This is a genomic window from Sphingomonas suaedae, from assembly GCF_007833215.1.
Taxonomy (GTDB): domain Bacteria; phylum Pseudomonadota; class Alphaproteobacteria; order Sphingomonadales; family Sphingomonadaceae; genus Sphingomonas; species Sphingomonas suaedae.
The window spans coordinates 2986637-3000531 of sequence record NZ_CP042239.1 but is presented as its reverse complement, the minus strand read 5'-3'; the positions used below and the strand labels follow the sequence as shown (position 1 = coordinate 3000531).

The 13895-nt window shown below is 65.6% G+C and carries 15 protein-coding genes; 3 read left to right on the top strand and 12 right to left on the bottom strand.

What is annotated here, in order from left to right; translation table 11 throughout:
- The first annotated feature begins 14 nt into the window (after nt 1–14).
- Nucleotides 15–1211, top strand: a complete 1197-nt coding sequence (locus FPZ54_RS14140) for a tyrosine-type recombinase/integrase (RefSeq protein ID WP_145848210.1) — start codon at nt 15–17, stop codon at nt 1209–1211.
- Nucleotides 1212–1599: 388 nt separating this feature from the next.
- Here the strand turns inward: FPZ54_RS14140 and FPZ54_RS14135 are convergent, their stop codons facing one another.
- Nucleotides 1600–1806, bottom strand: coding sequence for a helix-turn-helix transcriptional regulator (locus tag FPZ54_RS14135; RefSeq protein ID WP_145848208.1), 207 nt, complete (start codon nt 1804–1806; stop codon nt 1600–1602).
- 652 nt (nt 1807–2458) lie between these two features.
- Here FPZ54_RS14135 and FPZ54_RS14130 point away from each other — a divergent pair.
- Nucleotides 2459–2623 carry a sigma factor-like helix-turn-helix DNA-binding protein gene (locus FPZ54_RS14130; RefSeq protein WP_186456779.1) on the top strand — a complete coding sequence of 55 codons (165 nt, stop codon included), beginning with the start codon at nt 2459–2461 and terminating at the stop codon, nt 2621–2623.
- Between the two features lie 282 nt (nt 2624–2905).
- Complete coding sequence (locus tag FPZ54_RS14125) at nt 2906–3910, top strand: LysR family transcriptional regulator (RefSeq protein WP_145848204.1); 1005 nt, start codon at nt 2906–2908, stop codon at nt 3908–3910.
- A gap of 85 nt (nt 3911–3995) precedes the next feature.
- Here FPZ54_RS14125 and FPZ54_RS14120 read toward each other — a convergent pair whose 3' ends face one another.
- From FPZ54_RS14120 to trbB, 11 genes are read right to left on the bottom strand one after another with little or no spacing between them, the layout of a single operon-like run.
- Nucleotides 3996–4208, bottom strand: coding sequence for a DUF2274 domain-containing protein (locus tag FPZ54_RS14120; protein WP_145848202.1), 213 nt, complete (start codon nt 4206–4208; stop codon nt 3996–3998).
- Nucleotides 4205–5413 (bottom strand): TraB/TrbI/VirB10 family type IV secretion system protein, encoded by a 1209-nt coding sequence (locus FPZ54_RS14115; RefSeq protein ID WP_145848200.1) that lies wholly within the window; start codon nt 5411–5413, stop codon nt 4205–4207. The genes FPZ54_RS14120 and FPZ54_RS14115 overlap by 4 nt, the downstream gene beginning before the upstream one ends.
- Entirely contained in the window at nt 5410–6417 is a 1008-nt protein-coding gene (gene trbG / locus FPZ54_RS14110) for a P-type conjugative transfer protein TrbG (protein WP_145848197.1), read from the bottom strand. The genes FPZ54_RS14115 and trbG overlap by 4 nt, the downstream gene beginning before the upstream one ends.
- Nucleotides 6414–7097, bottom strand: a complete 684-nt coding sequence (gene trbF, locus FPZ54_RS14105) for a conjugal transfer protein TrbF (RefSeq protein WP_145848195.1) — start codon at nt 7095–7097, stop codon at nt 6414–6416. Before trbF ends, trbG begins: the two co-directional genes overlap by 4 nt.
- 6 nt (nt 7098–7103) lie before the next feature.
- Nucleotides 7104–8561 carry a P-type conjugative transfer protein TrbL gene (gene trbL / locus FPZ54_RS14100; protein WP_145848193.1) on the bottom strand — a complete coding sequence of 486 codons (1458 nt, stop codon included), beginning with the start codon at nt 8559–8561 and terminating at the stop codon, nt 7104–7106.
- 1 nt (nt 8562) lies between these two features.
- Nucleotides 8563–8916: a putative entry exclusion protein TrbK-alt gene (gene trbK-alt / locus FPZ54_RS14095; protein ID WP_145848191.1), complete on the bottom strand. Its 354-nt coding sequence runs from the start codon at nt 8914–8916 to the stop codon at nt 8563–8565.
- A 10-nt stretch (nt 8917–8926) separates the two neighbouring features.
- Entirely contained in the window at nt 8927–9676 is a 750-nt protein-coding gene (trbJ, locus tag FPZ54_RS14090; protein WP_145848189.1) for a P-type conjugative transfer protein TrbJ, read from the bottom strand.
- A gap of 5 nt (nt 9677–9681) precedes the next feature.
- On the bottom strand, nt 9682–12108 hold the full coding sequence (trbE, locus tag FPZ54_RS14085; protein ID WP_145848187.1) for a conjugal transfer protein TrbE: 2427 nt from the start codon (nt 12106–12108) through the stop codon (nt 9682–9684).
- Nucleotides 12109–12115: 7 nt separating this feature from the next.
- Complete coding sequence (locus tag FPZ54_RS14080) at nt 12116–12394, bottom strand: VirB3 family type IV secretion system protein (protein WP_145848186.1); 279 nt, start codon at nt 12392–12394, stop codon at nt 12116–12118.
- Complete coding sequence (locus tag FPZ54_RS14075; protein WP_145848184.1) at nt 12394–12723, bottom strand: TrbC/VirB2 family type IV secretion system protein; 330 nt, start codon at nt 12721–12723, stop codon at nt 12394–12396. Before FPZ54_RS14075 ends, FPZ54_RS14080 begins: the two co-directional genes overlap by 1 nt.
- Nucleotides 12720–13646 (bottom strand): P-type conjugative transfer ATPase TrbB, encoded by a 927-nt coding sequence (gene trbB, locus FPZ54_RS14070; RefSeq protein ID WP_422396537.1) that lies wholly within the window; start codon nt 13644–13646, stop codon nt 12720–12722. The genes FPZ54_RS14075 and trbB overlap by 4 nt, the downstream gene beginning before the upstream one ends.
- Nucleotides 13647–13895 lie beyond the last annotated feature (249 nt).

The window sequence follows — 13895 nt, the reverse complement described above, 5'->3', positions numbered from 1 at the left end:
TGGAGTAGGAAGCGATGGGGAAGCTCACGGCGGCCAAGATCCGCTCGTTGACCGAGCCCGGTAAATATTCCGATGGCGACGGCCTTTTCCTCCAATTGGACGGAAAAAGCTCAGCGCGGTGGTTCCTCCGCATTCAAGTGAACAAGATTCGGCGGGATATCGGACTTGGTTCGTTGAAGTCGGTATCGCTCGCCGATGCGCGCGAGGCGGCATTCACAGTGCGGCGCAAGATCGCTCAGGGAATCGACCCCGTGGAGGAGCGCAAGCAGGAGCGGATCACGGTTCCGACGTTCCGCGAGGCGGCGAACAGCGTTCATGAGGAACACCGCGCAGCATGGAAGAATGGAAAGCACCAGCAGCAGTGGATTTCGACGCTGGAGTCCTATGCCTTTCCGGCATTCGGCGATCGACCGGTGAACGAGATTGAAGGGCCTGCCATTCGTGACGTGCTCGCCCCGATCTGGTTGAGCAAGCCGGAGACAGCACGTCGCGTGCGCCAGCGGATCGCCACGGTTCTCGACTGGGCATGCGCGAAGGGGTTCAGGGCGACCGAGGCGCCGATGCGCTCGATTGCGAAGGGTCTGCCGCGCCAGCCCAAGAAGGATCGGCATTTTGCCGCGATGTCCTATGCCGATGTCCCGGCGTTCGTCGAGAAACTGCAGGAGCGGGAGTCGGTCGGCCGAGTTGCGCTCGAAGCCCTCATCCTGACCGCTGCACGGTCAGGGGAGATTCGCGGCGCATGCTGGTCGGAACTGGATCTGGAGAACCTCATCTGGTCGGTCCCCGCCGAGCGCATGAAGATGGGACGGACTCATCTTGTGCCGCTATCCGATGCGGCCGTCGCCGTGTTCGAGCGGGCGAACGCCTTCAAGGTCGGAGCGAGCGACCTCGTGTTTCCAGGACAGAATGTGAAAAGGCCGCTGTCCGACATGACCTTGCTCAAGATTTTGCGCGACATGGAGCTTGCCGTCACAGTTCACGGGTTCCGTTCTGCTTTCCGGGACTGGGTTGCGGACAAGACCGATTATCCAGGAGAGGTGGCCGAAGCTGCGCTGGCGCACGCGGTGTCCAATAGGGTCGAGGCTGCGTATCGGCGCACCGATTTTCTCGACAAGCGTAGGCTGATGATGGCGCAATGGGGCGCGTTCGTGTGTGGAAGCGGTTCCACTGGAAAAGCTGTGGGCGGGGATGCAGCCGCTACACCGTCATAGCCTGACGCCAGTGATGTGGTCGATGCCGCGCGTCAACACGAAGTCGGCCATGGCCGAAATCAGCGCGTTGCCAAGCTCCCGCCGCCGCAGGCCGCCGTGGCGGCTCGGCAGACAGAGGCGTGGGCTCTCCCAAGCGGGATCAACATGAACGCTCCCGACGCAAAGATGCGGGAAAACCTCGCCGAGGAGATGGGGCCGCCAACTCGGTAGCAGTCCCGCGTTACCTTCTCGAAGGTCGAGACCACATGCACCAACGGGAATGCGTCGCTTTCGATGGCTCCAACCTGATGCGTCAAGTGAAGGCATGTCGCCTTACTCGACCTTACCGCTATCGACTTCGGGTGTGTTTGCGGTGGAATGCCAGTGCCTCGCATGTGGCGGCGTCGGGTCAGGAGTCCTCCGAGCAGGTGTAGTGGATCGGGTTCATTAGCCAGGCATTCACAGAAGATTGGCGCCAGCCAGCGCATCGAGCGCTGATCGCGATTTGCTTGGGGAACGTCCCCTGATTGATCTTCCGATACAGCGTCGAGCGGCTGAGGCCGGTGGCGTCGAGTACCGCAGGAAGACGGAGAATTCGGTCGATAGGCTCGGGCATGACTGGCTCGCGGAGTTGGTCAGAGGAACAGGCAGGTTCCCTCAGAATTTCGCAAGGGCTGCCTCGCTTAATCGAACTGGCGGGAAGAAAAACCAACGTTAGCGTGAGCTGATCTCATGCCCGTGGCGTGTCGGCGTCCCGCGCGGTCGCGCGGTCGCGCGGTCGCGCTCTAGGGCGCTGTCGCGTCGCCGAGTCGCTGCGCGTCTCGGCCCATGCGGGTTGCGGTCGCTGACGCGTCGGCGTTGCCGGCAGATCGAACGTGGAGCTGGATGAGCGTGCGCGGGCGGACTTCTGCGAAGCAGCCGCCAGGGTCCGCAGCATCTTTGTTTTGCCGCGTGACACACTCGATGGGCTCCGCTGGAGCCTTGCGCTGGCGCGCAGGATCTGTGGACGCCGCGCTATGCGCGTCGGCGCTGGTTTCGCCCCCGGCAAAGGGGCTGGGCGGTCGCTGCCCTTAGTCCCGCCGCAGCGTGCCGCAACCCGGCTGCTCCGGGTCCTTCGCTGTGCTGCGGCCCTTTGGGTGCGACCCGCCTCGATCGGCGGGACTGCGGTGCGCTCCTTGCCGCCCACCCCTTTCCCGGGGCCGATGCGGTGGAAATTCTGGCGACAGGCGTCCGGCGTTGACGTCGAGCTAGCCCGGCTGGAGCGTCGCGTGCGGCGCATGGATGCCACGACGCGCGCGGTGTTCCTGATGCATCGGCTGGATAGCCTTGGCTGTGTCGAGATCGCCGCGCGTCCCGGTGTCGCGGTGGCCGAGGTCGAACGGCGCATGGCTGAGGCGATGCTGCTGCTGATTCAGGCCGACGCCGATGACTGAATCTGTGCGGACGCGATGGGTCTTGCCTTCGCATCCGCGCATGCCACAGGTTCACGACAATGTTGCGGACGTCTGGTGCGCCGCCTGTACACCTTTTCGTTCCGAACGTCCGGATATCCGGTGAAGTCCAACTGGACGAAAAAGGGGAAGAGGTGCCAGCAAAGAGGCGGCGTTGGGGCAGCACGCCTCCCCATTTCTTGTAATTGGCACGCAGACTTCTGATCGCCTAGCTGGCTCACTGCGCGCCCCCGATCACCGGGGCAAGACGGACAGGGATGCGCCATGATCGACGTTCACCTCCTGCGCTATGCGCTGGCGGCTGCGGAGACCGGTAGTTTCAGCCGGGCCGCCGGGAAATTCAGCGTGAAGCAATCCACGCTTAGCAAACGTATCCGCACTCTTGAGCTCCGCCTGGGCCTATCGCTGTTCGACCGATCCACACAAGGGGTCGCGCCGACCGCAGTCGGTCAGCGTTTCCTCGATCGCGCTCGTGCCATCCTGATTGATCTGGAGGCGCTGTCGATTGAATCGGAGGCCCTCGCCAAGGGGAATGCTGGCAAGTTGCGGATCGGCTTTCAGAGCTCGCTCGCCGCGGGCGATTTGAGAGCGATCCTCGAAGCGTATCGGACCGCCTGCCCCGAAGTCGCGCTCGAGCCAATGGAAGGTGCACGCGATACGCTCCTGACCCAGATCGATCGCGACCGACTCGATGTCGCGATCGTCGCCGGCGATACCGGAGAGCCCGGTCATCGTTCGCTGTGCCTGTGGAGCGAGCCACTCACCGTCGCAATGGCGCGAGGCCATCCGCTCGAAACGCGTGCGCAGCTCTATTGGACCGATCTGCGCAACGCTTCCTTCCTCGTAACGGTGGCAGATCCGGGCCCGCTGATTGCCGCGATGATCCGCGCGCGCATGTTGGGGGCCAGCTTCACCCCAAGCATATCCCACCAGAATGTCAGCCGCAGCAATCTCCTGAGCTTCGCTGGCGGCAACTGCGTGGCCATCACGGCCGGCGCAGTCGTCAGGGCTGATCCGGCAATCGTGCTGCGACCCGTCCAAGACGCTTTCGGTCCGACGCGGATCGACCAGGTCCTGCATTGGCGGGAAGACAACCCCAACCCGGCGCTCGCCCGGTTCCTGGCGCTTGTCGCCCATCGTTATGGAAGGACCATGAGGGACATTATGGGTCAGGTGGAGTCAGAAAGGCCGCCACGAGGAGGGGATCGTGACGGCCTTTCCCCGCGATGGGGAGGTTCAGGGGGCGCAAACCTCCCCGCGCGGATCTAGCGCAGAGTCCTGGCGATGTTAGTCGCGAGGGACTGTGCTGGTGCTAAAGTCATTGCGCGCGCCCAAACCCTCAGAGAAAAGCTTGTCACGATCGCCTCGCCTTCGCGAACCCGCGATCGGTCGCCATGAACTGGGCGATCATCGGCACGATCAATTTGGCCGGACCCTGCGACGTCTGGTTAGTCGCTACAGCATGCGCCTCGGCATAGGCTGTCAGATCTCGATACACTTCCGCCGGAACGTCGATCGTCACCTTGACCGGCTTGTCGTCCGCGAGCGGCCCCAGCTTGAGCGTCATTTTACATCTCCTGCTGGCGTCATCACGATGTCGCGGGTCACGATCACGCGGAGCTGGAATCCGGGCCGGATTGTAAGCGTGGGCTGCACGCTCATCTGGCGGCGGACGAGATCCTGGCCGGTGCGGCCGATCGATTCCGAGGTGCCTTGGCGAAGCGCGCGGATGAGATCGTCGTCGTTGCCGTTGCCGACCTCGGTGCCGACATTGAGCAGTGTCGAAATCAACGCTGCACGGAGTATCCCGCCCCAATGCTGGTTTACTCGATCCTGCAGCCCAGAATACCCCGCGGCATCCGCGCCGGGTAGCCGGTCAAGCTGGATCGAGCGCCCATCGGGACGAATCAGACGATCCCAAGCGAGCAGAACGCGGCTCTGACCGAACGAGACCTGCGAATCATATTCGCCGATGAGCCGGCTGCCTTGCGGGATAAGCAGGTGGCGACCGGTGACGCTGTCATAGATGTTTTGGGTCACCTGCGCGGTAATGATGCCGGGCAGGTCGGAACGGATGCCGGTGATCAATGCGGCGGGAATGACGCTTCCCGCTTGCACCACATAGGGTGAGGTCGGCTGGGTCACCCGATGGCCGCTCTCGGTCGGCGCACCTTCATAAGCGCGCAGGAAATTGCGCTTGCCGCTCTGATCGGAATCGCCGCTGGAGGGTGCTGTCGGCGCTGCGACGGCACTCACGACTGCCGGCAGTTGCACCGGCGGAGCGGCTCCGGCGCCGGTCGAGGCGGCTGCACCTTCTCCCCCGACAAATACCTTGCTGGTGCGCGCGGCGTCCCGCTCCTGACGAACACGCTCGCGTGCGGCTTGTGCCGCGTTGGCGGCAGGACCAGCGGGGGTCGGCGGTGCGGTACCCATTGGCGGCGGCGGGACATCGACGCCGCGCTGCTGCGCCGAGAGGATCGGCCGGCCAAGATCGCCTGGCAGTGGCGGGCCAAGCTTGGGCACCTGCGAATAGTCCTTCGGTGCACCAGCAAGGGTGTCGGACGCCGCGCGATTGTCAGTCGCATAGAGCTCGGTCTGGCTCTTCGGCGCTGAGGACTGAAGAGCGTAGACCAGCGCTCCGCCAATGCCGGCGGTCGTCACCAACCCGACAATTGCGAGAGCCTTGCGCGAGAGGCGCATCACGCGGGGCGGATCGCCGCGCAGCCGAAGGTCGGGCGCGCCCGCTGAAGCGGGTTCAGCAGCGGCGTTCATTTCACCTTCTCCACCGGCATGGCGCCGTCACGAAGGATGCGCACGCGCTTCTCGGACTTGCCGGCGCCAAGCCGCAGCTCAGCGCCAGCGAACAAGCGATCGACCACCAGATAGCGCCCGCGGATGCGATAGTTGACGAGCTCGCCCTCGCCCTTGGCGCCGGCGACGAACAGCGGCGGAAGGTCGCTCTGGCCGATGTTCGACGGAAGGTCGATGAAGACCTGACGGCCATCATCGAAGGCGCGCAGGGGTCGCCAGGACGGACGATCGCCTTCGATCCGATAGCGAAAATTGAGCGCATCGATGTCGATGTTTGGCACGACGGGCGCCTCAGCGGCTGCTTCGCGGCTGCGGGCGGCAAGTGCGATCAACGCATCTTGCGGATAGGTCCAGGACACTGAGGCCATATAGGTCTCGGGCGTCGAGCGCAGCTCGAGATGATAGGTGCGTCGGTCGGTGTTGATCACGACGTTGGTGAAGAGGCCGGCCCTGGTCGGCTTGATCAGGATGTGGACGCGTTGCCCCGGACCAGAGCCACTGATCGTGTCGCCGATGATCCAGCGGACGGTATCGCCCGCTGCTACTGGGCCAGGTCCCACCAATTGCTCGCCTTCCTGCAGCGCGATATCGGTGACCTGACCGGGCGCGGTGTAGAGTTGATAGAGCGCACCTTCCGCCCAGGGGTAGAGCTGGATCGCATTGAGAAAGCCGTCGCGCACGGGCTGCATGCGCGCCGCCGCATTGGCGGTGCCGATCCGGGTCTTGGGGTCGGCGGGCTCCGGCACGGATGCTGCCGAGATCGGTTTCAACTGCCCCGGTAGAGGGAGCGGTTCGGGGACGCGGATGATCTCGACTGTCTTTGGCTGCTCCGGTTCGGGTGCGGCGGCAGGCGCGGCCTCGAATGTCAGGGACCGTGTCTGAGCATGGGACGCGCTGCATGCGGCAAGCGGCAAGGCCGCGAGCGTCAGCAGGGCCGGCAGGATCGCCGTGCGGATCGGGGTCATTGCGTGAGCTCCTTTGACCAGTTGAGGGCGTTGACGAACACGCCGAGGGGATTCTTGCGGAGCGCCTCGGGCGTGCGTGGGGTCTGGATCACGACCGTTGCGATCGCCGACCAGCGCTCGGTCGCGGTGAGGCTCCCGTCCTGGTAGCGCCGCTCGGTCCACGAGATGCGGAAGCTACTGTCCGACGCGCGGATCACGCTGGAGACGTCGACCGCGACCTGGAACTTGCCGACCTGCGCGAAGGGGTCGTTGTTGCGGGCATAGTCGTTGAGCGCGAGCGCCCCCTTGGCGGTCGTGAAGTCATAGGCCCGCAGCCAGCTTTGGCGGAGAACGACCGGGTCGGCTGGAATCCCCCGGAAATTCTCGACGAAACGTGCCAGATGGTACGCGATCTGCGGGTCGCTCGGGCGATAGTCGGCGTCGGCGGGTGCAATGGCCTGAGCCTCACCCATCTTGTCGATCTGGACGACCCAGGGGGTGATCGTGCCGCGCATGGCCATGCCGATCAGTCCGGCGATGGACAGCGCCAACAGCGCGAGCGCGGCGAAGCAGGCCAGCCGCCAGTTCCGGGCCTGAACCCGGCTAGAGCCGATACGGTCATCCCATGCCTGCCCGGCCCGCTGATAGGGGGTCTCGGGCTCGGGGGTCGCGCCGTAGCGCACGGTCGATCGTCGAAACATGGCAATTCACTCCTTGTCGGTGACGCTGACGGAGGCGCCGGGACCTCGGCTGTCACCGCCGCGCAGGGTGTGGGTGGCGCCGCTGGCGCCGTGGACGATCGCCTGATGGCGGCGCATCGACCGGGCCCAGGCGGGAGGTTCGCTGCGGGGAGCTTCGGGCGGTGGTGAAGCCGCATTCGATGCTGGCTCGGAGACGGCGGACGCTGAGGCGCCCGGAGACGCTTCGGACTGGGGTAGCGGAACGCCGCCGCTGTCACGCTCGACGGGGCCTGCGCCAGTTTGAGGCTTGGGCACGCCGCCCGAGTCCCGCTCGACAGCCGCCGCTGGGCCACCACCAACCCCGCCGCCGCCAGATCCACCACCGGGGCCGGCGCCCGCTCCAGCAGATCCGCTGGACGATCCGCCAGCCGCGCGCCGAAGCGGCGACATGGCGCTTTGGGTAGCGGTGCGGCCGACATTGCCCAGGCCCGATGCGACACCGGACATGCCCGACTTGCCTGCGGCTCCAGCACGATAGGCGCTGGTCGCGGTGCTGACGGTTCGGCCTGCGCCCGCGAGCGCGCCGCCGGCAGCGCCGAGCGCCGTGCCCCCGGCAGCCGCGCCGGCTGCGATCACGCCACCTGCCGCGAGTGCGGTGCCGGCCGCGGCGCCTGCGCCAAGCTGCGGGCCTCCGGAGACGATGCCGCTGGCGATGCCTGGACCAAAGATACCGAGGCCCAGCAGGCATAGCGAACCCAGCACGATTGCCATCGCGTCCTCGATCGTCGGCTGTGCGTTGCCGATCGCGCCGACAAATTCAGAGAAGAGCGTCGAGCCGATGCCGACGATCACCGCGAGCACCAGAACCTTGATGCCCGAGGAGACGACATTGCCCAGCACGCGCTCGGCCATGAACGCGGTCTTCCCGAACAGCCCGAACGGGATCAGCACGAAGCCGCACAGCACCGTCAGCTTGAATTCGATGAGCGTCGCGAACAGCTGCACGGCCAGCACGAAGAAGGCGAGCAGCACGATCACCCAGGCGAACAGCAGGACGACGATCTGGATGAAATTCTCGAAGAAGCTGATGTAGCCCATCAATCCGGAGATCGAGTCGAGGATGGGACGTCCTGCGTCGAGTCCGACCTGCGCGACGCGGCCCGGTTGCAGCAGCTCGGCGGCCGTAAATCCGGTGCCGGAGGCCTTCAGGCCAAGCCCGGCAAAGCTCTCGAAGACAATCCTCGCGAGCATGTTCCAGTTGCCGATGATGTAGGCGAAGATGCCGACGAACAGCGTCTTCTTGACCAGCCTGGCGATGATGTCGTCGCCCTCGCCCAAGGTCCAGAACAGCGCCGCGAGCGTCACGTCGATGACGATCAACGTGGTCGCCAGGAACGCAACTTCGCCCTGAAGCAGGCCGAATCCGGAATCGATGTACGAGGTGAAGACCTGGAGAAACCGGTCGATGACGCCAGTGCCGCCCATGTCACTGCTCCTGCTGGGTGTTGGTGATCGGATCGTCTGCAAAGATCGCCGGCTCGGAGGATTTGCCGGGCGCATCGTCCGCATCCGGCACAACTGGGGGTGATCGCGATTGCCCGAGGAAGCGCTGGCGGTTCTCGGCCCAGGCTGCGAGGCAGCCCGGGTCCGAGCCCGCCGCCTGCCCGGCCAACTGGCAGCTCCGAAGCTTTGCCTGGAGCGGGTCTGTGGGCAGGTCGGTCGAGAAATTTTGAGGCGGCGATGCCGGCTTCGGCTCCTCGCGCAAGGCGAGCAGACCCATTGCGAGTGCGACGCCGATGCACGCAAATGCACCGATGCGAGCCGGAAGCCGGAGGTTCATCACCCAAGCCTCAGCGGTGGAACATCTGCACCGGGGTCGGCCGATAATCGGTCCCGGGCGTGAGGAAGCGGCGCAACTGCTCGCGGGCCTGGTCCTGCGCGGCCGCGCGCTGCGAGGCTTCGAGTGCCTGAGCCCGGCCCTGCGCCGCCACCACCGCGGTCAGGTCGGCAAGCTGCTGCGCCTGGAGAGCGAGCAACTGATTGCCGGCCTGTGTGGCCTGGAGCGCGCCCGATGCCGACTGGCTGGAGCCGACGATTCGCTCCATCGCGTCGCGCGAGCCCTCGATGTTGCCGACGACGCCGGCCTGGACCTTGAGCGCATCCTCGAAGCCGGCGACAGTGTCTTCCCAGCGGGCGCGTGCGTTATCGACCAGCGCCTTGTCAGTCGCCGACATGGGGGAACCGCGATACCGGCTGTTGAAGGCCTGATCGATCGACTGAACCGAATAGGCGATGCGCTGCGCGTTGCTCAGCAGCTGCTGGGTCTGCCGAACCTGGGACTGAAGCTCGGCGAGCGCGGATGTCGGCAGCGATGCGAGATTCCTGGCGTCGTTGATCAGCGACTCAGCTTCGTTCTGAAGCGATTTGATCTGGTTGTTGATCTGCTCGAGCGTGCGGGCCGCAGTCAGCACGTTTTGCGAATAGTTGGTCGGGTCGTAGACGACCCCGCCGAACTGAGCGTGGGCCGGTGCCGCGGCGAAGGCGATCAGCAGGGCGGAGCCGCATGAAAGCGCGAGGCGGCGAAGCGATGAAGAACGCATGACAATTACTCCTGGGCAGTGAGGGGGAGAAGATCTGCGGCCCAATCGAGACCGCGGGCGCGCAGCCACGCGGCGGCGAAACCGGCGCGGCCATGGGCCTCGAGAAGTTCGGCGATGCGGCGGTGGTCGGTGCGCGACGAAGCGGCCGTGAAAGCGAGCGCGACCTCGCCCAGTCCGAGATCGAACAGGCGGTTGCCGCGGCGCGACTGGCAGTAATAGTCGCGCTTGGGGGTCGCCCTGGCGAGGATCTCAATCTGGCGTTCGTTCAGCCCGAACCGGCGATAAATGGCTGCGATCTGCGGCTCGAACGCCCGCTCGTTGGGAAGGAAGATGCGGGTCGGGCAACTTTCGACGATCGCTGGCGCGATTGCCGACGTCTCGATATCGGCGAGGCTCTGGGTCGCGAACACGACGCTCGCATTCTTCTTGCGCAGCGTCTTCAGCCATTCGCGCAGCTGGTTCGCGAACGCCGGGCTGTCGAGGACGAGCCAGCCTTCGTCGATGATGATCATCGTCGGGGCGCCGTCGAGATGGGCTTCGATCCGGTGGAACAGGTAGGAAAGCACCGCGGGCGCTGCGGCGCTCCCGATCAATCCCTCGGTCTCGAAGGCCTGGACGCGGGCGTCGCCAAGATGCTCGGACTCCGCGTCGAGCAACTGGCCGTGGGGGCCGCCGACACAATAGGGGCCGAGCGCCTGTTTGAGCTGTTGCGACTGGAGCAGCACCGCAAGTCCGGTGAGCGTCCGCTCCGACACCGGCGCGGATGCCAGCGAGTTCAACGCAGCCCAGAGATGCTCCTTGCCTTGGGGGTCGAGCACCACGCCTTCGGCGGCAAAGATCGCGGCGAGCCATTCGGCGGCCCAGCTGCGCTCGGCTAGGTCGTCGATTCTGGCCAGGGGCTGCAGCCGAACACCATGCGCGCTCTCATCCTGCGGCGTAGCCCCAAGATTCTGCCAGTCGCCGCCCATCGCCAGCGCCGCGGCCCGGATTGATCCGCCAAAGTCGAACGCGAAGATCTGCGCATTCTCGTAGCGGCGGAACTGCATCGCCATCAGCGCCAGCAGGACCGACTTGCCGGCACCGGTCGGCCCGACGATCAGCGTGTGGCCGACATCGCCGACGTGCAGCGAGAAGCGGAACGGAGTCGAGCCCTCGGTCCGCGCGAAAAAAAGCGGCGGCGCGTTGAAATGCTCATCGGCCACCGGCCCGGCCCAGACCGCCGACAGCGGCACCATATGCGCCAGATTGAGCGTCGAGATCGGAGGCTGCCTAACATTGGCGTAGACATGGCCGGGCAAGCTTCCGAGCCACGCCTCGACTGCGTTCATGCCTTCGGCGATCACCGTGAAGTCGCGACCCTGGACGACCTTCTCGACCAACCTAAGCTTCTCGGCAGCGAGCCCCGGATCGGCGTCCCAGACGCTGATTGTCGCGGTCACATAGGCCTGCCCGACCATGTCGCTGCCAAGCTCTTGGAGCGCGAGATCGGCGTCTGCCGCCTTGTTCGAGGCATCGCTGTCGACCAGCACGGACGCCTCGTTGGTCATCACCTCCTTGAGGATCGCCGCAATCGACTTGCGCTTGGCGAACCATTGGCGGCGGATGCGAGAGAGCAGCTTGGTGGCGTCCGTCTTGTCGAGCGTGATCGCGCGCGTCACCCACCGATACGGGAAGGCCAACCGGTTGAGATCGTCGAGCAAGCCGGGAAAGGTCACGCTCGGAAACCCGGTAACCGTCAGGGTCCGAAGATGCTGGCTGCCCAGCCGTGGTTCGAGGCCGCCGACCAGCGGCTCGTCGGCCAGGATCGCGTCGAGGTACATCGGCGTCTCGGGGACGCGGACGCGCTGACGCTTGGTCGAAATCGTCGAGTGGAGATAGGTGAGCGTTTCGCCATCATCGAGCCAGTGCGCCTCGGGCAGAAAGCCCTCGAGCAGATGCAACAGGCGAGTGCTCCGATCGGCGAAATTGGCGAGCAACTCATTCGGATCGACACCGCTTCGAGACCGGCCCTCGTACAGCCAGCCTTCGGCGCGCGCGGCGTCCTCGGCGGGCGGCATCCATTGGAGCGTCAGGAAATAGGCGCTTTCGAAATGCGCTCCTTCCTCGGCGAACTGCGCACGGCGCTCGCGCTCGACCAGGGCCGAGGCCGGATCTGGGAAGTCACTGTCGGGATAGTCGTGCGCCGGCACGCGCTGTGCTTCGACGAAGATGGCCCAACCGGAACCGAGCCGGCGAAGCGCGCTGTTGAGACGTCCGGCGGTCGCGACCAGCTCGGCGGGCGTCGCCGAGTCCAGGTCTGCACCGCGGATCGCGGCGGTACGCTGGAACGAGCCGTCCTTGTTAAGCACGAGGCCCGGCGCGACCAACGCTGCCCAGGGCAGGAAGTCGGTAAGACTCGAACCGCGCGCGCGGTATTCGCGAAGGGACATCATGGCCGACTCACGCGCGCAGGAAGGCGGGGTAGCGCATGTGCCGCCGACCGACTTCGAGAAATTGGGGATCCCGGCGCGCCGCCCAGACCGCAGCGGCATGGCCGACTGCCCAGATGACTAGGCCGACCAACCACAGCCGCAGGCCGAGCCCGACGGCGCCGGCGAGCGTGCCGTTGACGATCGCGACCGAACGCGGTGCGCCGCCGAGCAGGATCTGCTCGGTCAGCGCACGATGGACGGGCGCGAAGTAGCCGGGGATGGCAGCACCGGAGTCGAGATGTTCCATCAGATCAGCGCCCCGCCGCCGAAGCTGAAGAAGCTGAGGAAGAATGAGCTGGCGGCGAACGCGATGCTCAACCCGAACACGATCTGGATGAGGCGGCGAAACCCGCCCGAGGTCTCGCCGAATGCGAGGGTCAGGCCGGTGACGATGATGATGATCACCGCGATGATCTTCGCGACCGGGCCTTCGATGCTCTCCAGGATCGACTGGAGCGGGCTTTCCCAAGGCATCGAAGATCCCGACGCCTGTGCCGGACCGGCGGTCAGCGCGACGAAGGCGCTGGTGTAGAGTGCCGCCCCGCAGGTGCGGGCAGCGGAAAGTGAGACGTTCATTCGGACTCTCCGTTGGTGAGGAAGTGGAGGCGGTATTCTCCCGAGGGCTCGAGACCCTGGACGCGGGCGAGTTCGGCGAGGCGGCGGCCGGCGCTTTCGCGGACCAGCACCGCGATCAGACCGATGGTCTCGGCGATCAGCGGACGGGGCACGGTGGTGACGGCTTCCTGGATGAGCTGCTCGAGCCGGCGCAGTGCGCCGAGCGCAGTGCCGGCATGGATGGTGCCGAAGCCGCCCGGATGCCCGGTGCCCCAGGCCTTGAGGAGATCGAGCGCTTCGGCACCGCGAACTTCCCCGATCGGAATCCGGTCGGGTCGGAGGCGAAGCGAGGAGCGCACCAGATCGGAGAGCGTCGCCACCCCTTCCTTGGTCCGCATCGCGACGAGGTTGGGCGCGGTGCACTGAAGCTCGCGCGTGTCCTCGATCAGCACGATCCGATCGCGAGTGTCGGAGATCTCGGCGAGCAGCGCGTTGGTGAGCGTGGTCTTGCCGGTGCCCGTGCCGCCGGCGACCAGGATATTCTCGCGTCCGGTCACCGCTTCGCGGAGTGACGCGCATTGCCCGGCGGAGATGATGCCTGACGCGACATAGTCGTCGAGGGTGAATACGGCGACGGCAGGCTTGCGGATTGCAAAGGCGGGTGCGGTCACCACGGGCGGCAGCAGCCCCTCGAAGCGTTCGCCCGATTCCGGCAGCTCGGCGGACACGCGCGGCGAGCGGGCATGGACCTCGGTGCCAACGTGATGCGCGACCAGGCGAATGATGCGTTCACCGTCGGCCGCCGGCACGGTCATCCCGGTGTCCGCCAGCCCAGCACCAAGCCGATCAATCCAAAGCCGGCCATCGGGATTGAGCATGACCTCGACGATCTCGGGATCGTCCAGCCAGGCAGCGATCGAGGTGCCGAGCGCGGTCCGCAGCATGCGCGCGCCGCGGCGCGAAGCTTCTGAACGGATTGTAGCAGCACTCACTGATCGGCACCCTGTTCTCAGGCCGGTGCTAAGTTGCTCCGGCGACAGGGGTGACTAAGGAGGCACCAAATTCACTCTTGGCAACAGGATGTTGCGTCAGGCGTACCGTAGCGAAAAGACAGGAAGGATCGGCTATTCGCAGATCCGGCACTCGGCATTTCCGAGAGTAAAATTGACTTGGATACCGTGCCTTGGAGAGCG

What these genes read in the sequence shown, in the direction of transcription:
- FPZ54_RS14140 (WP_145848210.1), top strand. Translation starts at nt 15, where the DNA reads ATGGGGAAGCTCACGGCGGCCAAGATCCGCTCGTTGACCGAGCCCGGT.
- FPZ54_RS14135 (WP_145848208.1), bottom strand. Translation starts at nt 1,806, where the DNA reads ATGCCCGAGCCTATCGACCGAATTCTCCGTCTTCCTGCGGTACTCGAC.
- FPZ54_RS14125 (WP_145848204.1), top strand. Translation starts at nt 2,906, where the DNA reads ATGATCGACGTTCACCTCCTGCGCTATGCGCTGGCGGCTGCGGAGACC.
- FPZ54_RS14120 (WP_145848202.1), bottom strand. Translation starts at nt 4,208, where the DNA reads ATGACGCTCAAGCTGGGGCCGCTCGCGGACGACAAGCCGGTCAAGGTG.
- FPZ54_RS14115 (WP_145848200.1), bottom strand. Translation starts at nt 5,413, where the DNA reads ATGAACGCCGCTGCTGAACCCGCTTCAGCGGGCGCGCCCGACCTTCGG.
- trbG (WP_145848197.1), bottom strand. Translation starts at nt 6,417, where the DNA reads ATGACCCCGATCCGCACGGCGATCCTGCCGGCCCTGCTGACGCTCGCG.
- trbF (WP_145848195.1), bottom strand. Translation starts at nt 7,097, where the DNA reads ATGTTTCGACGATCGACCGTGCGCTACGGCGCGACCCCCGAGCCCGAG.
- trbL (WP_145848193.1), bottom strand. Translation starts at nt 8,561, where the DNA reads ATGGGCGGCACTGGCGTCATCGACCGGTTTCTCCAGGTCTTCACCTCG.
- trbK-alt (WP_145848191.1), bottom strand. Translation starts at nt 8,916, where the DNA reads ATGAACCTCCGGCTTCCGGCTCGCATCGGTGCATTTGCGTGCATCGGC.
- trbJ (WP_145848189.1), bottom strand. Translation starts at nt 9,676, where the DNA reads ATGCGTTCTTCATCGCTTCGCCGCCTCGCGCTTTCATGCGGCTCCGCC.
- trbE (WP_145848187.1), bottom strand. Translation starts at nt 12,108, where the DNA reads ATGATGTCCCTTCGCGAATACCGCGCGCGCGGTTCGAGTCTTACCGAC.
- FPZ54_RS14080 (WP_145848186.1), bottom strand. Translation starts at nt 12,394, where the DNA reads ATGGAACATCTCGACTCCGGTGCTGCCATCCCCGGCTACTTCGCGCCC.
- FPZ54_RS14075 (WP_145848184.1), bottom strand. Translation starts at nt 12,723, where the DNA reads ATGAACGTCTCACTTTCCGCTGCCCGCACCTGCGGGGCGGCACTCTAC.
- trbB (WP_422396537.1), bottom strand. Translation starts at nt 13,646, where the DNA reads ATGCTGCGGACCGCGCTCGGCACCTCGATCGCTGCCTGGCTGGACGAT.